Genomic DNA, 21,180 nt, shown 5'->3' with positions numbered 1-21,180 from the left:
CCCGTTGTTTCTAGCTCCTGACCAACAATCTCTCTGAGTAAATATTTAAATTTTTAATCTATTTCAAACACTAGCCAATTACCAACTTGACTTCTTAACACCTGGTATCTGTCCTTTATGCGCGTACTCTCTAAAGGCAATACGGGACATATTAAATTTTCCAATATAGCCACGCGGTCTGCCCGTTACACGACAACGATTGGTTAAACGTGTTGGCGAAGAGTCCCTTGGCAACTTGCGAAGCGCTTGATAATCCCCCTTCGCTTTTAGTTCTCTTCTCAAATCAGCATATTGCTCAACTAATTTTTTTCTTTTTTGCTCTTTTGCAATTTTTGATTTTTTGGCCACTTTAGCCATCTCCTTTCTAATTATAGTTAGCTAATCGTTATATTAAAAAATAATCAAACTGGAAGAATCTTATCTTACATAATTGACATTATAAATGAGTTTAACCATAATGTAAATAGTAATGATTACGTTTTTCATTTTTGGATTCTATACTTTGTTTAAAACATATATTTTACAAAACGTTGATGTCGCAAAAAAACGGGCAGCACCAAGACATTACATTGATGATGTCTTGGTACTGACCGCTATATTTCTAGTGTTTTCTTTTTTTCAAATTAAACGACTAATCAATTTGTTTAATGACTTTAGCAGGGTTACCAGCAACGACAACACGCGCTGGTACATCTTTTGTTACGACTGCTCCTGATGCAATAACCGCATCATCACCAATCTTAACACCTGGGTTGATAACTGCACTTCCACCAATCCAAACATTGTTCCCAATTGTTATTGGCTTTGCGTATTCCTTGCCAGAATTGCGTTCAATTGGGTCTAGTGGGTGTGTGGCCGTATATATTTGCACACCGGGCGCAAGCATACAATTATCGCCGAATCGCACTTCACAAACATCTAATATCGTACAATCAAAGTTTGCAAAGAAGTTATCACCGACATGGGTATTGTAACCATAATCAAAACGTATGTTGGGCTCGATATACACATTTTCCCCTGTTGAACCAAGTAACGTCTTTAATATATCTTGCCGCTTTTTACCTTCAGATTCTGAGGTTTGATTAAATAATCTAACTTTTTGCCTTGCTTCTGCCTGATCTTTTAATAAAACGGGATCAGCAGGATCATACATCTCTCCAGCTAACATTTTTTCTTTTTCTGTTTTCACCTTATTCTCTTGCAATGCCAACATTTGAATGATCGTTTTCATTACGCCATCTTCTTCATTAGAACGCGCAACGAAATTAGCAGCCTCTTTCACTTCCTTCACGGCGTTGCGAACAGCAAAGCTATAGGTAGCCCTACTCAGCAGTTCTAAATCGTTGTAACCATCGCCAAATGCCATGGTTTCATCTGGTGTGACATTTAAAAGCGTTTGTAACTGTTTAACCGTTGTTCCCTTATGCACATTAGTATTTGCTATATCAATCCAAGCGGCTTCAGAAGCAACAATATAAGCAGATTCAAAGAAACGCGATAATTTTTCCTTTGTCTTAAAACCATTTAAAGCAGGATCATGGATGGTAATCTTAATGAAATCATCTGATATCTCATTAAAGTCAGTAATATGTTTGACATGCGTATAGGATCGCCTTACGATTGCCTCTTCTTCAGATGCTATGTTTTCCTTTATGATCGCTCCGTTCTTTGTACATGCAATAATTGTATGGTCAAGGCTTATTTCCTCAAGTAAATGAATAATTTCCAGTCCTAATTTATTACTAAGTAAGGATTCGTAAACAAATTCACCATTATGTTTAATACGAGTAGCACTATCACCTAAAATCCATAAATCATTGGCATTTTCACCAAATAATTCTTCAACACGCTCACACTGTTTTCCCGTTACCGGTGCAAAAACAACCCCTTTTTCCGTCATTAACTGTTTCACCTGTTTGTACAGTTCTCTATTAAAATCACCATGATTATTTAAAAATGTTCCATCCATATCTGACAACACTAATTTAATCATAAAACATCCTCCGGTCTTCCATATTATTCTTTTCGACAAATTTTAAAAATAATCGTCTGGGAGTTAATCTTGACTTAAAACATACCGTCTACTTGAATAACCTCATCATTAATCCCAATATTTTTTCATAATCTTATGTGTCCATTCAGGTTGAACAATCGGTCCCTTTGGAAGAAATTCTTCCATGACTGGTTTTATATCTAAGATTGGTGTCTCATTAATACAGTCAAGCCCCGATACAAATAATCGTCTTCCTTCTCTGTTAAGCACCTTCACAGTTGTTAAACCTAATTGATTAGGTCTGTTTTTACTACGCTGACCAAAAATCCCAACTTTAGGAAGATTTTCGTCGTTTCTTGGATGTCTCGCGCCTGTGAAAATTTTCTTTTTTTCCACCTTATGAAAGTAAAAGATAATATCTAAGTGTGAAAACGATTCGATTTTACATAGCGATTCTTCAGGAAAAGAAGTGTCTAATATAATCTCAGAAATGACCTCTCCCCAATAATCATCTCTAATTTCGTCTCTCTCGTTATAAGCAAAACCTATAGGCTCCAGTGTAATCATAGCCATTCTCCTTTTCTTTGATATCAAATCTATGAATCAAAAACATACCCTAATTGAATCTACTCCTTTTTATTGATTCTAGTCTTCAATACACTGCTTTAAATGTCCACGGTTAGTATAAACATATAATATTAATAGATTGACGCGTTTCACCTTGTATTGCTAAGTTATTGTTTTAATACTCATACTTTATTATCTGTTCTCTTTAATATATTTTACCAAATCAACCATTCAAGTTCTATACTTCACGCCTCTTTACACGTATTGTAATAAATTTAATAAACATCTATTGACCGATCGGTCGGTCAGTGTTAAAATATGTATAAAACAATAAGAAGGTAGGGAAAACATGACTGAATATCAAAGCATGTTTAAAGGGAATAAAACAAAAGATCGTATACTAGCCGCATCTATGGAGATTATTGCAAAAGAAGGAATCGAAGGCTTAAGCGCAAAAAAAATAGCTGATCTTTCAGGCATTAGTAAAAGCACACTATTTCATCATTTTGGGTCAATCGATGAAGTCTTAAATATCGTTTTTGAGTATACAATTACTTATTTAATTAAACCGGTTCAATCGGACCAAAGTACAAACTTAGAAGGGTTTCTTCTTTCTTTAGGAGAGAGCATTTACACGCTAACTGAAGAAGAAAAGATAGCTTATTTGGTTTTACTTAATTTTTATATTACTTGCTTGCATAACGAAAAATATAGAAGCTACTTGTTAAAGGCTAAAAATGAAATGACTGAAGCTATTGCTAGTCAATTAACAAACTATAGTTCGCAAAACAAAGACAGGCTTTTACAAATATCAGAAATAATTATGATGACATTAGATGGTTACGCCATACATTTTTTACTCCAGCCGGGCAGGGGAGCATTTAAGGAAATTTGGGCTTTACACGTATCAGGCTGGCTAACTTTATTAAAATAAAACGAACCTTCAATCAGTGGTGGTTTCGTTCTTCGCCCACTGATTGACAATCGATTAAACTTGACCGGACAGACGGTTAGAAAGAGGGATCTATTATGATTAAAATTCCAAAGTTTTTTCATGAACTTTTAGGTGAATACCAGACAAAATCGTCCTTGGTTGTCATTGGTGTTTTTGTTCTCATTTCAAGTTTCTTAATGGCCGTGCTTGGCTATGATCAGTGGAAAGAACTTTTGTTTATAAAACAATTAGTCACTTGGCTGTTGTTCTTAGATATTTCTGGGGGTGTTCTCGCGAACTTAACGAAGGGAACTGACCTTTATTATAATGACAATCATTGGAGAAGATGGGTATTCATTGCTATCCATGTTCAACCTATTATCCTTTCATGGGCAATGGATATCTCCCTCCATTATGGCATGATCATTTACGTCTATACTTTAGTTTGTGCAATATTCTTAAATTTGATTAGAAACTACCACTTCCATAGCCTAACAGCAGGAGGATTAACAAGTTTAGGCTTACTGATCGTTGCTTATTTCGGGCAAACAGTGCCCTTCTTTGCTTTAACCTTATTCACTTTTTATGTTTTCAAGGTATTATTTAGCTTTTCTGTTTTCCATCATAGAAGTAAATCCTGTACCCATTAATACGCTTCGGTTTAAATATATAGTTGATTAAAAACAGAACCTGCCGTCTTATTGATTAATTAGTTTTGTCTGTTGAGACTAATGGTTGATCTAAATTTAATGACGATAAAACCAACCTTCAACCCGTAGACGTTTTCATTCTGCGCCCACTGATTGCAGGTTCGTTGAGTGAATCAGGACATGAGTGTCCGTTATAATCCACCTTAATCGATGTACTCTACTCTCTATTTTGAGAGGGCTGTTTTACGGATAGTTATCTGTGATAAACTCAAAAAAGCTTAGAGAACATTAATCTCTAAGCTTTTTTGTAAGAAAATGTATAATAAACTCGTACAAGCTCTCTCTCCACTTCTAACAAGAGGAATCAGGCAAAGCTTGTCTAACTTATTTCTGATTTGGTGATCCTTTTGTTAAATGTGTTTACAGAGAGATCAAAATCATCCTCAAAAAAACTAAGTACGACTATAAAAGCTGATAATAATAGAAAGAAAAGGCCCAAACCCATGTTGCCAAATGCTAAAAATAACTGACCATCACCGACGTATAACCTGACAAAATACAGCATTTCATTAATGATCGCCCCTGAAAGGCCATAGGTGAAAAGATTACTCAAGTATTGAAAGATAATTTCCTTTGGCTTTCTCTCTAAAATATGAATACCTTGTTTTTTAAGACTGCTGCGACGATGTTGAAGTCCTATACTAAGTGCGACTAAAGCACTTTGAAACATCAACAACATCCCTATGTTTTGAGGCACATGTTCTCTGATCAGTAAAAAATAAAAAATAATCATCACAAAAGAAATCAAATTAATCGTTCCAAAGATACGATAAATATTTCGTAAATACATATAAGGCGTTTCTTGCGGAACTTCCAACGCTCCATATGGGATCGCCTGAATATCTTTACTATCATGAAGTGCAGAAAGTAATTCTTTTTTCTGATAAAGTTGGTTGAGCAGCTTTTCATTTTGATTGATTTTTCGAATAATGACGTCTTGCTTAGCAGTTTCTGACTGATAAAAGCTTTTAATTTCATCAATTGAAAAACCTAGATTTCTAAGTTTCTTAATTGATTTTAATTGTTCAATATTTTCTTGGCTGTAATCCTTATACCCATTGTTTTTTCTAACCGTTCTTAATAATCCACAATCTTCATAATAGCGAATTGCTTTTTTAGTCAACTGTGTTTCTTCTAATACAGCTTTTAACTGCAAAATATCAGCTCCTTTTACTATGCAACATACCATGTGCCCTAAGGGATCGGTCAAGTTTTTTCTGAATTTAGCTTGGATAATAAGATACTGGCCAATTTTTAGTCCCCTATTTTTCAAAAGAACTCCCTCTGGTACTAAACAACTTTCAAGGGCATTTGTTAATAAAAAGCACAGCACAGTACCCAACACCCAAACGTGATGAGCGCTTCCATACGTTTGTCTGTTTTACAAATTAAAAACAAGCGATACGCGGCAAGTGAATTTTCATCGAGGTCACTTGATGCTGACAGCTAGGTTTCGTGAGCTGTTTTTACGAGAACACTAATTTAATCATATTATGCGTTTTCTTTATGCTTTCTTATGTTTTTTCATCAAATATTCTTCCATGCTTTTATCCATATCAGCAATAATTTTTATTAAATCATCCATTGGATATGACAGATTAGATTCTATCCATTTGTTGATGATGGACAAGCATCCCTGTATATGATACCCCACATGATATTTCAATTCTTCGTTAACATCAGAAAGCTTCCATTCCTTACGCCACGTTTCCAAGCACTTCTGCTCAAATAATACATTCAATCGCACCATAAAGCTACTCTCCTTTTTAGTACCGAACAGCATTTGGCATAATTGCTTATTTTTTATAATGTATTCGACAATTAAACGATAAAATGCATGGGGAGGCTGCGTGTAGTTTTGCATAATTATATCATTTAACTCTTGAACCACTGCATCTTCCACCTGCTGATAAAGATCATAGATATCTTTATAATGAGCGTAAAATGTCGCTCTGTGAATATCCACTTTATCCGTCAACTCTCTAACCGTTATATTTCGTAGCTCCTTATTTACCATCAATTCTACAAGTCCATTTCGTAATGCTCTTTTTGTTTTTCTTACGCGTCTGTCTTCACTACTAGTCGTATTCATAAACAATTTATTAAACCCCCGACATTTTATTATAAATGTGTCGCTTAACAGACAACCACGCACACAATTGAATATAGATAATCGACACTCGTTAAATTATAATACACTTGTAAGCATAGAACAACTTGTGTTGTGTTTCTGTGTTACAACTCAAATTAAAAATAGGGTGACCGGAAATTGTCTGAAACATTTCATCAAAGATTTTTAAAGGAGGGTGAGTAGCAGATGTAAGTGCTATGAGGCTAACAAATTAGAGGTATGAAGGTGGAGTCAACATCATAATTTCGGATAAATTTAAGGGGGAAAAATGATGATTCAATATAGAAGACCAGAAAAGAATGAATTAAAAGATATCGCTAAAATGAGTGCTGTAACATTTAGCGATTATCCCATGTTTCATGAAATCCGGGATGAATTTAGCGACATGGATAGTTTTATTGATTTAATGAGTGAAATCCAACATGTTTTTTTAAAAGCTTACTATAAAAATGCTGATTTTTTCGTAGGAGAAGAAAATGAAGAGATTAAAAGTTTTGCTGTTATAATACCTCCACATAGCTCCAAAGTTAATATTTTTGATTATTTCCTTTCTGGAGCGTTTAAACTATTGGGGAAAACTAGCTTTAGAAAGCTTCTGAAGCTTTTAAATATTGTTGAAGAAGGGCACAGTCCGATTAGTGAGATAAAAGAACATTCGTGGATATTAGAATTTCTAGCCGTTGATAAATCTTGTAGAGGGCAGAGATTAGGGACCAGAATGCTCAATGACTGTATTATACCGTATATTGCAAAGCAAAGCTCCAGCACTAAGCCCGAGACATTTGTTACTTTTACTAATACAGAGGGAAATCAAAAGTTTTATCTTAAAAATGGATTTACAGAATTTGATTATACACAGATCCAAAGAAATGGTAAGACGTTTGGAAATTGGAGCTTTCGAATGACGATAGATCCTGCGCAATCGGCAACCCATTAAAATAATTGAGTTAAAGAAGCATTCACAGACCAGCGGGTTTAGAGTAATAATCAAACCCGCTATTTTAAATATTTCTTCTGCTGAATACCAATCATTCATTCTTTCAATTTCTTCTGGATAACTATTTGAAATACCTTTAATTTTTTTAATGATGAAATGTTAAATTTACTCAATGGCACTAGATCAGTTAGTCTAAACAGTAAGTGATCGGTGTCGTGGATGTTCAGCAAGAATTGAATCTCTCATTCGTTTAACAGCGGGATGTTTCGATTCGAAAAATTGAGCTTTTGAATCGTAACATTCAATTAATTCTCCTTTTTCTAGCACGCCAAGATGATCAGAAATAGAAAAGGCAGCTTTAATATCATGGGTAATAAAAAGATACGATAGGCCGAAGTCAGCTTTTAATTCATTTAATAATTCTAAAATTAAGCTTTGGGTAACCCTATCTAGACTGCTAACCGATTCATCTAGAACGATTAACATTGGTTTAAGGGCGATTGCCCTAGCAATATTAATCCTTTGCAATTGTCCACCACTAAATTGGTGTGGGTATTTTTTTAAATCCTTCTCACTTAATCCTACACGTTCCAATAGAAAAATAACCGCTTTTCTTTTTTCTGTTAACGTTAGTTTTTCATAATTCTCTAATGGCTCACTTATAATACTTTCAGCCGTCATTCGAGGATTAACAGAAGAATATGAATCTTGGAAAACAGCTTGCAGGTTCCGACGCCATTTTCGTTTGGTCATTTTATCCGCGTTATAAATATCATGTCCTTGAAACAAAACCTGTCCTTGTTGCGGGCGTTGGATGCCAAGAATCACTTTACCTAAAGTGCTTTTTCCCGCTCCACTTGTACCTAGCAACCCTAAACATGATCCTTCCTCAATAGAAAAAGAAATATCTTGAAGTACATTTTCGGATCGATTCTTTGATTTAAGTGGCATCTTAAAATTATAGCTATAGCTTACTTCTGTTACTTGTAATAGACTCATTCGTTTCACGCCTTCGCAAGATCGAGCATTGGTTGTTGTTTAGGATGTAAAGTAGGTCTTATTCTTAACAATTTTTTTGTATATTCATGTTTGGGATGATCAAATAAATCAAATACATTGGCGGATTCAACAATTCTTCCTTGTTTCATCACGATAACATCATCTGCCATTTCTGCGATTACGCCAAGATCATGTGAAATGAGCAGGATTGATGTTCCATACTGCGAGCGAATTTTATTTAAAAGTCGAAGCACTAATAATTGATTATGAAGATCAAGTGCTGTCGTTGGTTCATCCGCAATAATAATAGAGGGTTGTAAGCATGCAGCCATGGCGATCATTACGCGTTGAAGCATCCCTCCACTTAATTGAAAAGGGTAATTTTTTAGTAATTTATCGGGATTGGGTAAATTTACACTTTCCATCATATCAATTGCAAGCGCCTTTGCCTGCTTTTTCTTTAATGGGGTATGTGATTTAATCGTTTCAACAAATTGATGTCCAATTGTAAAAACAGGCGTAAAAGCATTCATTGGATTTTGCATAATAAAAGCAATATCCTTCCCACGAATTTCTCTCATTTCTTTGTTTTTCAAACGACTTAATTCGCGCCCATTTAGTGTAATGCTCCCTTGCACGTCCATTTTATTTTGATCAAACAGCTGTAAGATAGACATACTTGTTACTGTTTTACCACTTCCACTTTCCCCAACAAGCCCTGTCACACGCCCTTTTTTAACGCCAAAATTAATGTCTTGAACAAGTGTCGACAAACCTTCTTTTGTTTTCACTTTCACATGTAAATCTTTAACCCTTAAAATATATTGCTCTTTTGTTTCCATTATTTTATCCGTCCTTCTTTATTATCGATGTTTAAACCAAAACGTTCCGATAGCGTTTCACCTAATAAATTAAAGGTAACGACAACAAGCATAATCATTAAACCAGGATAAACCATTAATAATGGATTTGTTCTAATATATGATTTCCCTTCATGTATCATAGCTCCCCACTCAGGTATAGGGGGTTGCACGCCTAAACCTAAAAAGGACATGGAAGATAAATGCATGATAGCCCAACCTATTTCTAATGTTCCCATTATTGCTAGTGGTGGAAGGACATTCGGAATAATATGTTTCATCATAATCTTCCATTGAGAAGATCCACTTATTTTGGCTGCGGTAATATAGCTCTGTTCTTTCAGGCTTAAAACGACTCCGCGGATGACCCTTGCATAATAGACCCATTGTACAAAGATTAAGGCAATTAAAACTTGTTTAAGTCCAGCTCCCCATATCCCGACTAATCCAAGAACGAGCAAAAGGTCTGGAAATGCCATCACACCATCTGCGAATCGCATTAATACTTGATCCACCCAGCCCCCTTTATAGCCTGCAATAAGACCGATGATCAAACCAATACTTAAAGATGACATAAAAATCAATGTAGCAGACCCCAGGGAAGTACGAGCGCCGTAAAGCATGCGAGATAACGTACACCTTCCTAAGTGATCTGTTCCTAATGGATACGCTAAGGAAGACCCTTGAAGTTTAGCCGTTACATTAACTAAAGTAGGATCATGAGGTGCAATCCACGGAGCAAAGATAGTGATAAGAAGTAACAAACCTAATATGACAGAGCAAAAGACCATTACTTTTTGACTTCTTACCATAACACCTAAACGTTCAATCATTGAAACTGCCTTCCTTCTCTTGAGATACGGGGGTCAATATACATTTGAATAATATCAACGATCAAGTTGCTTATAAGAAACAAACCTGCAGCCAACAAAACATAACATTGAATAACAGGAACATCCCTGTTAAAAATAGCCTCGATAAAATACCTTCCAAACCCTGGCCATGAAAATACTGCCTCTACAATAATAGCACCCGTCATCAGCTTTCCCAAATTCATACCAAGTCCCGTAATCATAGGAGATATAGCACTTCTCAATACATGTTTGGCCATTATGTTTTTTTCATGTATTCCTCTTGTTCGTGCAAAAAGCACATAGGGCTCTTGCAGGTTCTCAAGAACGCTTGCACGTAATAATCGAGTATATAAAGCGATTAAGGGTAAAGCCAAAGTTATAGCGGGTAAAACAAGATGCTTCCAAGTGCCTATACCTTCTACCGGAAACAGATCAAGTTTTACAGAAAAGAAAAAGATCAACAAATAGCCAAACCAAAAGGAAGGTATCGATGCCCCAAAAAAGGAAAGAAACCGACTAAAATGGTCGATTCCTTTATTCTTCCTAACCCCTGCTAAAAAGCCCAGTGGGATACTTACCACGATGGCAATAACAAGACTCGCTAATGTTAATTCAATGGTCGCGGGAAGCCGCGAAGAAACCTCTTCCCATACGGGCTTATTAGTGACATAAGATACCCCAAAGTCAAACTTAGAGATTTGAATTACCGCGTTTACATATTGGACAAGAAGGGGTTGGTCTAAGCCAAATTCCTGCCTTTTTTGAGCCAACATTTCTGCTGTTGGCTGTATATTTGCAGCAGCTAAATATGCTTCAGCAGGGTCGACTGGCGATAGATGAATCATTCCAAATGTTATCAATATAGCTATAAGAAAAATTGGAATGATGGTCATCATTCGCTTTATGATATATGTGCCCATAAGAAAATCTCCTGTCGCTTACTCTCCGATATTAATACCTGTAAAAGGATGCGCGTCCCGATTAGCAGGGAATGAAAAATTAGAAACATCTTTTTGATAGATTGCAATTTGTCTAATATAAGAAATCGGTACAATTGCACCTTGCTCTTGTAATGAACTCAAAATGGATGTGTATAGCTCCTGACGTTCATTCTCATCAGTTGTTTGTTGAACTGTAGCAATCTGGCTCAAAAGCTCATCCTTGTTAGGATAAGATGATATAGCCTCTCTAAATCCAAATCCTTCTGTGGCAACTATGTTGATGAAATAATGTGGATCATATGGCGCACCCGAAGTACTATAAAAATTCATTTCAAATTCATTATTACTAAATCTCTCGACTTGAGTCGGAAGTTCAACGCCATCAATGTTTAATTTTACACCAATTTTCGCCCACTCGGATTGTAATGCTTCTGCCATAATTTTTTGAATCGACTCAGCAGAATTATACATTAACTCAATTTCAAGTGGTTTACCGTCTTTTTCACGAATATCTTTTCCTTCTGGCATCTTCCACCCTGCATCATCTAATAATTGCTCAGCTTTATTAACATCATAATCAATCGTTGTCGCCTCAACATTTGAAGCGTAAGGGAAATTGGGTGATAAAATATTGTCAGCCTTCTCTTCCAAATTAGATGTTACGCTCTCAACAATTTCTTGCTTATTAAATGCATAATGTAAAGCTTGACGAACCTCGATATCTGAGAGGGTCTCCTCATTCGTATTCATGACTAATATTCTAGTTGCAACAGGCTCAGAAATACTGGTTTCATAAGACCCTGTCGATTTTAATTGATTAAAAGCATCTATATTAATAACACCTTCACCAAATATAACGTCTAATTCACCTTTCTCAAAAGCTAGTACGCGGGTTTCCGCATCAGGAATAACATTGACTTTAATTTGCTCTACACTTGGGTGTTCACCCCAATAATTCTCATTACGTTTAAAAGTAGCATATTGATCGGCTTTATGTTCTTCTAAAACCCACGGACCTGTACCGATTGGTTGTTCTACACCTTCTGATGTGTCTCCATCTTCAGGGAATCCTGCCTCACCTAAGAAACGTACTGGGCGAACGTTAGCTAACTCCTGAATCGTAGGATAATAGGGTTCATTCAATGTAAATTTAAATGTATATTCATCTACGACCTCTGTTTGATCAATTAACGGAATAACCCCTAACCAACTATGTCTGTCTCCGTTGTCTAAAATAGTATCAAAATTCTTTTTCACAATCTCAGCATTAAAGCTTGAGCCATCAGAAAATTTCACATCTTGACGTAAATGGAAGATATACGCTTTCCCATCATCAGAAACCTCCCAAGATTCAGCGAGATGTGGCTTTAGCTCTCCACCTTCTTCATAACTTACTAAAGGCTCATAAACCATAGATTGTGCAAACATTTGAGATGGATTATATGCATGAGGATTCATTTCTCCTACATCCCTCGGCCATGAGAAAGTAATCATATCGCTACTTTCAGTTGCAGCATCTGCTTCCGACTTTTCTACTGATTCACTTGTACAACCGATTAAAACAGTTGATACAGTAAGAAATATTATAAATATAAGTAAAACTAATTTTTTATTTTTTGTATGTAACATATGAACTTGCTCTCCTCTACAATTGATAATGATAATTGTTATCAATTGTAGAGTTTATGTACCTATTTGTCAATATCATTTAGCTAATTAACTGTTACAACGCGCCTGCAATCTCATTTGTATGAGTTAAATTTTTTCCTTAATCGTTTCTTCTACGTAAATAAGAAGATTACTGTACGGGGAGTCCCCTTTTAAAAATTGAGATACCAAATGCAAAGATAATATCACTTTATCCTTCTTTTTAGAATAAAGAACACCTTGAATTTTGCTATTACCAAACGCACCATTAAGATTGGACGAATAATGATGTACCGAATCAGACTTATACCAATAAAAGTCTTGTTTAATGTTGTTTTTAATAACCTCACCAATATACGCACCTATACGCTCCGCTAAATTATCAAAATGTATACTTAACAGTCCATTACCAAACTCCGTATCCATTAATCTTTTGACATAGATATCAATATAACGAACGCTTTCAATAGTAAAGTCTAAATTTCTTTTAGTAAGATTTTCTTTATCCCATGGATCACTTGATACATCCAGATACAATAATTGGGCAATGTCTTTTAAATCATATTTTTTTAACTTTGTTTTTTTAAAAAAATTAATCATATAATGAAATATCTCCTTTATCAATTGACTGCATATACAGCAATAATAATTATACCTCTTATTTCACTATCCTGTTCGTTACTTTAACAACAGTAGGACTCCCAAAACGAACCTTCAATCAGTGGGACTTTCGTTCTTCGCCCGCTGATTGAAGGTTCGTTGAGTAAATGAGGACATTATCGTCTGTAAAACGTCGCCTAAGTAGATGAGCTCTACTCTCTATTTTGAGGCAAGTGTTTTACGGCTAGTTATCTGTGATCAATTTGATGTCCTCTGATTATTTTTTCGTCATCTAAATAATCCTTTATGAATTTCTTTATTCTCCTTGTAAGCTGTATACATTTAAATGCAACTGCTTTTTCCATTAAAGAACCGTAAAAACATGTTTTCTACTAAAAAATAATCAAACATGCTTGGATGCAAGAATATCTCGTTAATAATGATTGATAGCATTTATTTGGCACTAAGTGAGGGAGGATCGCTTTTGTTACTCGCATCAAACCAAAAACATTGACGTCAAAACTGCCTTTGGGTTTGTTCTTCTGTGGCAGCTTCAAATATTCCAAATACGTGGTATCACGCGTTGTTTACAATGCCATCAATTTTACCGAATTTCTTAATCCCTTGCTCAATCGCTTTGTCACGCTTTTGTTAGCTGGTTTATTAGGATTGAGAAATCCCTCTTCCACCAGCTGCTGCTCCCTTAGGTGAAATGTTTTCAATTTCCTGATAATCCTCCTGCGTTAGTTGAACTTGCAAAGCACCTAGGTTCTCTCTTATCCTCTCTGCTTTTCTTGTGCCAGGGATTGGTACAATATGATCCCCTTGACCAAGCAACCATGCCAAAGCAAGTTGAGCAGGGGTACATTTTTTGTCACTCGCTAATTGTTGAATTTTAGTGACCACTTCGACGTTTTTAATAAAATTATCACCTTGAAATCGCTCATACTGACGCCGATAGTCGTCCTCCGGTAAATCTTCAAATTTTTTAATCTGACCAGTTAAAAATCCTCTCCCTAAAGGACTATATGGAACGAGACCTATTCCTAAATCCTTTAATAAAGGCAGAACCTCATCTTCAACTTCTCGACTCCATAAAGAATATTCCGTCTCTACAGCTGATATTGGATGAACCTTGTGCGCACGTTGAATAATATCGACAGGCGCTTCAGATAATCCAATATAACGAATTTTCCCTTCCTTAACTAGCTCAGATAAAGTATCCACAGTTTCCTCAATGGCTGTATTGGGATCTAAACGGTGCTGATAATAAAGATCTATATAATCTAATCCAAGGTTATACAAACTCGCATCCACTGATTTCTTAATGTATGCCCGATCACCTTTATACCCTTGAGTATGCGTGATACCAAACTTTGTAGCGATGATTGCTTTCTCACGCCTATCCTTTAACGCACGCCCAACTAATTTTTCGTTAACACCAAATCGTTGCTCTGCATAATCACCATAAAGATCTGCTGTGTCAAACATGGTTACCCCCATATCCAACGCCTCGTGAATGGCACGTACGGATTCGTCGTTATTTGGCATCAGCATCGTACCAAGACCAAGTGCAGATACCTCTAATCCTTGTTTTCCAAGACTTCTTTTGGCAATGTTTGAATATGCCATTCTCTCAACCTCCATAAAATTATTGTATCTCTCTTGACTTATCGCTTTGCCATTAAAGCAGGGATTTATATATCTGCAAGGCGAGTCACTCGTTCCCCTATAATTGCAGTGAATTTTCGTGGCATAAATCGACTAGCTTGAGCGATCCAGTAATTCTTTTTACCATCTATAATATAGATTCTGTTTTTATCAATTCCTTTGAAAGCAGCTTTCACGACCGATTCAGGTGTTCCATTAACCCCACCGGGCATCTTTTCTTCACCTATGGTATTAAAAAAGGCGGTTTTGGTTGTTCCAGGGCACAAAGCCAAGACCTTCACGCCAAGGTGTCGATTCTCTGCAAAAAGGGATTCGGTGAATGATAGAACAAATGCTTTTGTAGCCGCATAGGTAGCCATGTAGGGAATTGGTTGAAATGAACTTAGCGAAGCAACATTAACAATGATTCCCATCTTTTGTTTCTGCATATGTGGTAAGAACTGATGAGTCATACTAACAAGCGTAGATATATTAAGGTTTATCATCTCCTGTTCCTGACCGTCTAAGATCGTTTCAAAACGCCCATGCGTGCCAAATCCAGCATTGTTAATTAAAATATCAACGTTTATGTTGAAATCTGCAATTTGTTGTGCCAACAATGCTACTGCATCTGCTTTCGATAAATCTGTTGGTAAGACATATGTCCGAACGCGATAAGCATTGGATAACGCCAGTGCCAGTTCTTCTAACTTATCTTTTGAGCGTGCCACTAAAATGACATCACTCCCTTTAGACGCTAATTCCTTTGCATATTGTTTTCCAATTCCGCTTGAGGCACCCGTTACTAAAGCCACTTTTCCTTGGTAATCAAACAAATGAAAACCTCCTTTAAAAGTAAAGTTAAATAAATAAATATTAGAATGTTCATTCTAATAAAGCATATGGTGTTTTTGGTAATAATGCAAGAAAAAAACTTAAAATATCGTAAATAAGTGTTTTCCAACGCAAACACCCCTGGTTTCTGGAATAAAAATTCCGAGATTGACTAATGTTATGTATATGATAAACTACGGAATATATATTCTAATAAGAGGTGTAACATGGGAAAACGAGAAGACATATTAACTGCAACATTAGATTTAATAACAGAAGAGGGTTTGCAATCGGTAACATTTTCAAAAATCTTCACGAAAGCAAATGTGGGTTCAAGTACATTCTATCATTACTTTAGTAATAAGGAGGACGTAGTGAGTGAGGTGTTTGTTAACGCACGAGCGCATATGGGCGAATTCATTCTCAAGGAATATGATGATACTTTAACAACATACGAAAAAATGAAGGCAATATTATTTAATATGGCGGAATTTGGATTTAGTCACCCTCATGAAATGTTGTTGATAGATAATTATTGTGATTCTCCTTTTATACCAGAAGAGATAAGAAAACAGCCGGTTCCAGCTGATGAAATTATATTAAAAATTATCATAGAAGGTCAAAAGCACGGTATCGTACGTGACATGGATCCAATTTTTAGTTGTCACATTGTCATTGGAATTATCACATCGGTAATAAAAGGAGACTTAACGGGGAAATTTCTCCTGGATGAAAATAAAATTAAACAAACGGTTGAGATCTGCTGGAAGGCAATTAAGGTTTAAGCTATATACCTGACTTTATCGTGGATGATTTCGCTTATGATAAAGAAAAAGAGGGGACTAGTAGAAGTGCTGTGTCCTTGATGGAAAAATGCGAATTATGAAATTAGCCTAGAAGATGACTAAGTACGATATCATCTAATTCTAAAAGTGCTTAAGGGAAGTATCCCTTAAGCACTTTTTTTTAAGCTTATAAAGTTACATTATGGATCATTCGCAAAACCCACTTTTTCAGAAAGGAGCTTTTTATTGTGAATACGAGTAAAGGAATTCTGAGGAACAGAAAACCTATATGTATAGATAAATTGACTTTAGGTACACTCTTCACGCTAAGTCAACACCATTTAGATGTCGCCTTTCCAACATAGAAGAAATTACAATCGTCTAGCTTTCGCGGCGCACTTTGCATAATTCGATTTTTTGGATGGACGTTATTGCTCAAAGAAAAAATTATAAATCACTTATGAAGTTTTCCGATTCCTCAGCTATACGTTCATATTTAATATTATGGATATAGTGAGAGCTGTCTAATTTAATTAGTTTACCATTCCCTTGAACATTGGCAAAATCCTTTTGAAATCCTATCCACGTTTGTTTATCCCAACTTGTTCCTTGACCATTTGATGAAAACAAAATAACAGGAATATTTGGTAGTTCTTCTTCGCCAACCTTTTTTGCATTTTCTTTAATGTGCTTCACTTCATTCAACATATTTTTAGTTGCTATCCTGCGAAAAAAAATCACTTTATATAACTCTTTCTCTTCATCTGTCAAAGTTCCATATTTTATTGCATCGCTTTCTACTACATTCGGAATCAACCTCGTTAAGCCAGTATTTGCAGCAAATTGAACTAACCGAATAAGAGGCATATTTATATCCATATTTTCATATGCAGTCGGAACAGCCATATCCAAACCAATGATTGCTTTTACTTCATTCGGATAACTCTGTGCCCAATACAATGCTTCAATACCTGACATCGAATGAGGGAATAAAATATATGGTCCTTCAACTTCTGCTTGTAAAAGAGCTTCCCTTGTTTCAGATAGGATTGTATCAATATCCCGTTTAGAATCTGTAACCTCACTAAATCCATAACCTGCCTTTTCAATTTCTTCTAGCTGCGCGAAAAGTAGTAATTTTAAGAATGACTCTGTCGTTAATTTTTTCGTATAGTAATCTAATTTCATGGTTTTCACTTGTTCTTCAAGTAATTGAATATTTATTGGTTAAAACCATTGCCCAAATGAAGTTTTTCGTGTAATCTTGTTCATGCATGAGTCCTTTTTTAGTGGATTTGAACGGGTTACCACCTGACTTATCCATTATAAAGGACTTTTTACTTGTATAAAACAAAAAAATGAATATTTCGAGTATTTTTAATAGTGAAATTTAATAAATGCAACGCTAGTGATAAATAATATCTATTTCACAATCTATTAAATTCCTCCCCGTTAGTTTAACAGGTTTTTTAGCTAATGGTGCTTTTTTTATGCGCTGACCTCCACTAGCACTGGAGGAAGCACCACCACATTCATTATAGAGCCATTTTTTATTATAATTAGATAGTTATCTCTCTAATTTTTTTATTTCCTATAAAATCATAAATATTCCAAAATTTTCACTTATAGAACTAAACAAATTCACTTTACATCCGATAAATATATCATGAGGAAAATATATACATATGAGGAGGGGAGAGGTCACAGTAAAGATGGAACAATAAAAAATTTGGAAGTGATTACAATGTTTAGTACTAATAATAAGATTAAATTAATATTAAACATTTCTATTTTATTACTAACCTTTTCTTTTACAAGTACTATTTTTGCTCAAGAATTAGATTTAGATAATGAATTTCAGGCAGTAGACACAATACCTAACCTCAAAGAAATGCCTACAAACACAATCAAATCCCTTAAAAAAAAATAACAACACAGAAATAGAAGATCAAAAGTCTCTTGAAGACAAATTTGAAATTGAGCAATTAAAACAAGAAAACGAATTAACACTCCCTCAAACTGCCCAAACACAGAATTTTAATAATGGTTTTTATAGTTATGTGACTGATTATTTAACAGTAGAAGGTGAAGAAAAATACGTATATCCATTAGCTGTTGAACCAGGAGAGGTTCTTCATGCCCAACTAGATTTACCTAACTCTGAAGAATTAGACTATGATTTATATCTTTTTGAAGTAGACCCCGATACTTTAGATATGACTCTAGTAGATTTATCACAGAATAGAACATTTTTAAATGGAACTGAAGGTACTGCTCCTGAAAGCGTGGGAATATTTAATAGAGAAGATACAATAAAGGAATATGCAGTATTTGTAGTATCTGAAGTAGGTTCTAGTATAAGTCAACCTTTTACCCTTCATATAGGAATAAATGCTAATACAGATAATTATGAAGCAGATGAAAATGTAAATTGGGCAATTAATTTTACTCTAAAGCCAATTGGACCAACGGAAATAAATATGAGAAGTATGGACACTTTAGTTGATAACGATTGGTATAGTTTTACAATTCCTGGTTCTAAGAATTACGACACAATAAATTTTACATTAGATGAAGATTCGAGAAATGCAAACTATAAAATTGAATTATATCAACTTGAAAATAATCAATTAAAAAAGGTAAATATCTCATCGAATGGAAAAGCTGAAATTGATTCAGGTCAGTATTATCTTAGGGTTACCGCAATAGAGAGCACTTACCTAACTGGTTCAACATATAGTTTAAATGTATTACCTGATTATCAAGCTGATGAAATTTACATTACCAGTTTTGAAGGAGGAAATGGCTATGCAACTTACCAGTTTGGAACGTACTATAGAATTAAAGGAAGAGATACTTTAACAGTAAACGGAATTGCTGGTTATAAGGGTTATTTATTACCGGATGCTGACGTTTCCGTAACAGTAATTAACGAACACTGGAATCCAGATGATTTAAGATATAGAACTGCAACCACGAGATCTGATTCAAACGGAAGTTTTGCTGTAGACATACAAACATCTAGTTCAACAGCCTATCATAGTTACTTCATATCTGGTCCAATGAGTTTTACACATTATTTTGATTATGGATATGTAAGCGTAAATTCAGGAACTGCTGTAGCTGTTGAGCCAATATACTTTTTTGCATATAGTATTGGAAATTAAAAATTTTGGAAAGGATGAATAGCTTGATTAAAATCTCTCATGTTCAACAAACGCCCATCTATTCTTTTAAGCCCGTTGTCGATAAGAATATTCCAGATAAAAATAAGGTTAACACTCAGATAGCGACGGTAGCAATAAGTGAGGAATCTCATAATAAATATATTCAATCACTAAAGTTTAAAGAAACGAATAAAGATGATGTACTGGGACAACAATTCAAAGAATTCTATGAAGAGTATCATAGTGCTGAAGCAATTGAAAAAAGAAGACTTGAACGATTAGAAAAAGAACAAGCCAACAACCGTTTAGTAGATGAATTTCCAGATAACACACTCCATCATGTAATTAAAGAAGCTTTGGAAGGGAAGGTTATAAACGCGTCGCTTTATGCTAAAGAATTAGCTTCGACTATTCGTAGCTCCGTTTCAATGCCTGATAAAAGTGTTGAAGAACGCGCAGCTTATCGAGAAATGGGATTAAAACAAGCTGAATATATTGCTGAACATTACTTTGATGACGAACTAGAAGCTGCATCTTTCATGAATGAAATAAATAAATATTATGAAAACGATGTGTTACGAGAAAAAGGATATGTTGTCTTTGACAATAGTGACCTAGAGCCACTTAAAAGTTATAGTAGCCGTATGTCAAACGACGATGATATAAGTTTTTATACGCTCGCCAAAAGGTATATGGATAAGGACTATTTTGAACGGTTCATTAAGGGAGAAGGAACTCCAAAAGAATCAGCACGGTTTCTCATGGAAATCAAAAATAATAAAGAAAAATATAGGGAAGAAATTATAGAAGAGTTAGAATTAAACGAACAGCAAGTTGAAAAGCAAATCACAGCAACAAAATCAATTTTTGATTCATTTGTATGGGAAAATGGACTTGTTACTGAAACAATGGAAGAACAACCAACTTATTTAGTTGAAATATTAAAGTGGAATAAAGACATGTTGAATTTATTGAATTAAGCACATGAAAATTACCGTCAGTGGGTGTGTTAACTAAACTGTATAGGTGAAGATACGTCCGATTTAGTGGTTCCCCATAAAAGTTAGCGTTTTTATGATGCAAGTGCCTGAATTGAGTTCAGTATTCGACTGGACTCAATTCTCCTTTTTTCTTATTCGCCCCAATATCTGCTTACACCCCTTGATACAAGATATAGAGGTTTTCCTTCGAAAATAAAAAAGAAGAATGAACTCAGTTACATTAGCAGAAAGACCATAAAAAGCTAGGGCTTATGAAACAATTTAAAAAATCTGCCCAACTAAGTGTAGCCTCTCCAGAAAAAGATTCTGAAGATCTTTAGCGAAAACCGTAAAGTATATGGGACGCGTAAAATAAAAAGAGAACTTTTAAAGGCAGGTCACACTGTTTCCAGACGTCGTATAGGAAGGTTGATGAGAAGGATTGGCATACAATCGAAGTATGCACAACCTTCCTACAAACCAATGAAATCGCAGTCTAATGAGGAATCCGTTCGCAACGTATTAGACCAGGAGTTTCGAGTATCTGAAAAGATGTCTGTATTAGTCAGTGATCTAACGTACGTGAAAGTA

19 protein-coding genes and 3 pseudogenes are annotated in these 21,180 nt (G+C 35.2%); 7 read left to right on the top strand and 15 right to left on the bottom strand.

Annotated features, from left to right (window positions below; all coding sequences use genetic code 11):
* Positions 1-78: 78 nt before the first annotated feature.
* The 4 genes and pseudogenes from rpsN to JOE23_RS10895 form a co-directional block, all read right to left on the bottom strand.
* Positions 79-348 (bottom strand): 30S ribosomal protein S14, encoded by a 270-nt coding sequence (gene rpsN, locus JOE23_RS10905; RefSeq protein WP_204438371.1) that lies wholly within the window; start codon positions 346-348, stop codon positions 79-81.
* A 283-nt stretch (positions 349-631) separates the two neighbouring features.
* Entirely contained in the window at positions 632-1,189 is a 558-nt protein-coding gene (locus tag JOE23_RS17925; protein ID WP_338021913.1) for a sugar O-acetyltransferase, read from the bottom strand.
* A 6-nt stretch (positions 1,190-1,195) separates the two neighbouring features.
* A pseudogene (locus tag JOE23_RS17920) lies at positions 1,196-1,993 on the bottom strand (HAD family hydrolase); the annotation flags it as partial.
* Positions 1,994-2,101: 108 nt separating this feature from the next.
* On the bottom strand, positions 2,102-2,560 hold the full coding sequence (locus JOE23_RS10895) for an SAM-dependent methyltransferase (RefSeq protein ID WP_204438368.1): 459 nt from the start codon (positions 2,558-2,560) through the stop codon (positions 2,102-2,104).
* Positions 2,561-2,909: 349 nt separating this feature from the next.
* On the opposite strand from JOE23_RS10895, the gene JOE23_RS10890 reads away from it, so the two are divergent.
* Positions 2,910-3,494, top strand: coding sequence for a TetR/AcrR family transcriptional regulator (locus tag JOE23_RS10890; RefSeq protein ID WP_204438367.1), 585 nt, complete (start codon positions 2,910-2,912; stop codon positions 3,492-3,494).
* Positions 3,495-3,589: 95 nt separating this feature from the next.
* Positions 3,590-4,144, top strand: coding sequence for a hypothetical protein (locus JOE23_RS10885; protein WP_204438366.1), 555 nt, complete (start codon positions 3,590-3,592; stop codon positions 4,142-4,144).
* Positions 4,145-4,523: 379 nt separating this feature from the next.
* Here the strand turns inward: JOE23_RS10885 and JOE23_RS10880 are convergent, their stop codons facing one another.
* Both JOE23_RS10880 and JOE23_RS10875 read right to left on the bottom strand, forming a co-directional pair.
* On the bottom strand, positions 4,524-5,360 hold the full coding sequence (locus JOE23_RS10880) for a MerR family transcriptional regulator (protein ID WP_204438364.1): 837 nt from the start codon (positions 5,358-5,360) through the stop codon (positions 4,524-4,526).
* 348 nt (positions 5,361-5,708) lie between these two features.
* The gene (locus JOE23_RS10875) at positions 5,709-6,296 is read right to left on the bottom strand and encodes a TetR/AcrR family transcriptional regulator (RefSeq protein WP_239585397.1); all 588 of its coding nucleotides are present in this window, start codon (positions 6,294-6,296) and stop codon (positions 5,709-5,711) included.
* A 310-nt stretch (positions 6,297-6,606) separates the two neighbouring features.
* Between JOE23_RS10875 and JOE23_RS10870 the strand changes: the two genes are divergently transcribed.
* Positions 6,607-7,272 (top strand): GNAT family N-acetyltransferase, encoded by a 666-nt coding sequence (locus JOE23_RS10870; protein ID WP_204438360.1) that lies wholly within the window; start codon positions 6,607-6,609, stop codon positions 7,270-7,272.
* Between the two features lie 192 nt (positions 7,273-7,464).
* On the opposite strand, the gene nikE is transcribed toward JOE23_RS10870, so the two are convergent.
* The 8 genes from nikE to JOE23_RS10830 all read right to left on the bottom strand — a co-directional run bounded on the left by nikE (position 7,465) and on the right by JOE23_RS10830 (position 15,659).
* Positions 7,465-8,271: a nickel import ATP-binding protein NikE gene (gene nikE / locus JOE23_RS10865; protein ID WP_204438359.1), complete on the bottom strand. Its 807-nt coding sequence runs from the start codon at positions 8,269-8,271 to the stop codon at positions 7,465-7,467.
* A gap of 5 nt (positions 8,272-8,276) precedes the next feature.
* On the bottom strand, positions 8,277-9,113 hold the full coding sequence (gene nikD / locus JOE23_RS10860; protein WP_204438358.1) for a nickel import ATP-binding protein NikD: 837 nt from the start codon (positions 9,111-9,113) through the stop codon (positions 8,277-8,279).
* Positions 9,113-9,964: a nickel ABC transporter permease subunit NikC gene (gene nikC / locus JOE23_RS10855; RefSeq protein WP_204438357.1), complete on the bottom strand. Its 852-nt coding sequence runs from the start codon at positions 9,962-9,964 to the stop codon at positions 9,113-9,115. The genes nikD and nikC overlap by 1 nt, the downstream gene beginning before the upstream one ends.
* The gene (nikB, locus tag JOE23_RS10850) at positions 9,961-10,905 is read right to left on the bottom strand and encodes a nickel ABC transporter permease subunit NikB (protein ID WP_204438356.1); all 945 of its coding nucleotides are present in this window, start codon (positions 10,903-10,905) and stop codon (positions 9,961-9,963) included. The genes nikC and nikB overlap by 4 nt, the downstream gene beginning before the upstream one ends.
* Positions 10,906-10,923: 18 nt before the next feature.
* Entirely contained in the window at positions 10,924-12,555 is a 1,632-nt protein-coding gene (nikA, locus tag JOE23_RS10845; RefSeq protein ID WP_204438355.1) for a nickel ABC transporter substrate-binding protein, read from the bottom strand.
* A 126-nt stretch (positions 12,556-12,681) separates the two neighbouring features.
* Positions 12,682-13,173 carry a hypothetical protein gene (locus tag JOE23_RS10840; RefSeq protein WP_204438352.1) on the bottom strand — a complete coding sequence of 164 codons (492 nt, stop codon included), beginning with the start codon at positions 13,171-13,173 and terminating at the stop codon, positions 12,682-12,684.
* Positions 13,174-13,836: 663 nt separating this feature from the next.
* The gene (locus JOE23_RS10835; protein WP_239585383.1) at positions 13,837-14,805 is read right to left on the bottom strand and encodes an aldo/keto reductase; all 969 of its coding nucleotides are present in this window, start codon (positions 14,803-14,805) and stop codon (positions 13,837-13,839) included.
* Between the two features lie 65 nt (positions 14,806-14,870).
* Positions 14,871-15,659 (bottom strand): SDR family NAD(P)-dependent oxidoreductase, encoded by a 789-nt coding sequence (locus tag JOE23_RS10830; protein ID WP_204438350.1) that lies wholly within the window; start codon positions 15,657-15,659, stop codon positions 14,871-14,873.
* Between the two features lie 225 nt (positions 15,660-15,884).
* Between JOE23_RS10830 and JOE23_RS10825 the strand changes: the two genes are divergently transcribed.
* Positions 15,885-16,442, top strand: coding sequence for a TetR/AcrR family transcriptional regulator (locus JOE23_RS10825; RefSeq protein ID WP_204438349.1), 558 nt, complete (start codon positions 15,885-15,887; stop codon positions 16,440-16,442).
* Positions 16,443-17,546: 1,104 nt separating this feature from the next.
* Here the strand turns inward: JOE23_RS10825 and JOE23_RS10820 are convergent.
* Positions 17,547-17,666: pseudogene (locus JOE23_RS10820) on the bottom strand (IS4 family transposase); the annotation flags it as partial.
* Between the two features lie 836 nt (positions 17,667-18,502).
* Between JOE23_RS10820 and JOE23_RS10815 the strand changes: the two are divergent.
* The 3 genes and pseudogenes from JOE23_RS10815 to JOE23_RS18290 form a co-directional block, all read left to right on the top strand.
* The gene (locus JOE23_RS10815; protein WP_204438348.1) at positions 18,503-19,609 is read left to right on the top strand and encodes a hypothetical protein; all 1,107 of its coding nucleotides are present in this window, start codon (positions 18,503-18,505) and stop codon (positions 19,607-19,609) included.
* A gap of 23 nt (positions 19,610-19,632) precedes the next feature.
* Positions 19,633-20,589 carry a hypothetical protein gene (locus JOE23_RS10810; protein ID WP_204438347.1) on the top strand — a complete coding sequence of 319 codons (957 nt, stop codon included), beginning with the start codon at positions 19,633-19,635 and terminating at the stop codon, positions 20,587-20,589.
* Positions 20,590-20,937: 348 nt separating this feature from the next.
* A pseudogene (locus JOE23_RS18290) lies at positions 20,938-21,025 on the top strand (IS3 family transposase); the annotation flags it as partial.
* Positions 21,026-21,180: the final 155 nt, after the last annotated feature.

Origin of the sequence: Amphibacillus cookii (assembly GCF_016908375.1) — a bacterium.
GTDB lineage: Bacteria > Bacillota > Bacilli > Bacillales > Amphibacillaceae > Amphibacillus_C > Amphibacillus_C cookii.
Note: the sequence above shows the minus strand (reverse complement) of the source record. Positions and strands in the feature narration are given on the sequence as shown.

Excerpts from the sequence above, each read along its gene's own strand:
- JOE23_RS10895 (WP_204438368.1), bottom strand. The coding sequence starts at position 2,560 with ATGATTACACTGGAGCCTATAGGTTTTGCTTATAACGAGAGAGACGAA.
- JOE23_RS10890 (WP_204438367.1), top strand. The coding sequence starts at position 2,910 with ATGACTGAATATCAAAGCATGTTTAAAGGGAATAAAACAAAAGATCGT.
- JOE23_RS10885 (WP_204438366.1), top strand. The coding sequence starts at position 3,590 with ATGATTAAAATTCCAAAGTTTTTTCATGAACTTTTAGGTGAATACCAG.
- JOE23_RS10875 (WP_239585397.1), bottom strand. The coding sequence starts at position 6,296 with ATGAATACGACTAGTAGTGAAGACAGACGCGTAAGAAAAACAAAAAGA.
- JOE23_RS10870 (WP_204438360.1), top strand. The coding sequence starts at position 6,607 with ATGATTCAATATAGAAGACCAGAAAAGAATGAATTAAAAGATATCGCT.
- nikE (WP_204438359.1), bottom strand. The coding sequence starts at position 8,271 with ATGAGTCTATTACAAGTAACAGAAGTAAGCTATAGCTATAATTTTAAG.
- nikD (WP_204438358.1), bottom strand. The coding sequence starts at position 9,113 with ATGGAAACAAAAGAGCAATATATTTTAAGGGTTAAAGATTTACATGTG.
- nikC (WP_204438357.1), bottom strand. The coding sequence starts at position 9,964 with ATGATTGAACGTTTAGGTGTTATGGTAAGAAGTCAAAAAGTAATGGTC.
- nikB (WP_204438356.1), bottom strand. The coding sequence starts at position 10,905 with ATGGGCACATATATCATAAAGCGAATGATGACCATCATTCCAATTTTT.
- nikA (WP_204438355.1), bottom strand. The coding sequence starts at position 12,555 with ATGTTACATACAAAAAATAAAAAATTAGTTTTACTTATATTTATAATA.
- JOE23_RS10840 (WP_204438352.1), bottom strand. The coding sequence starts at position 13,173 with ATGATTAATTTTTTTAAAAAAACAAAGTTAAAAAAATATGATTTAAAA.
- JOE23_RS10835 (WP_239585383.1), bottom strand. The coding sequence starts at position 14,805 with ATGGCATATTCAAACATTGCCAAAAGAAGTCTTGGAAAACAAGGATTA.
- JOE23_RS10825 (WP_204438349.1), top strand. The coding sequence starts at position 15,885 with ATGGGAAAACGAGAAGACATATTAACTGCAACATTAGATTTAATAACA.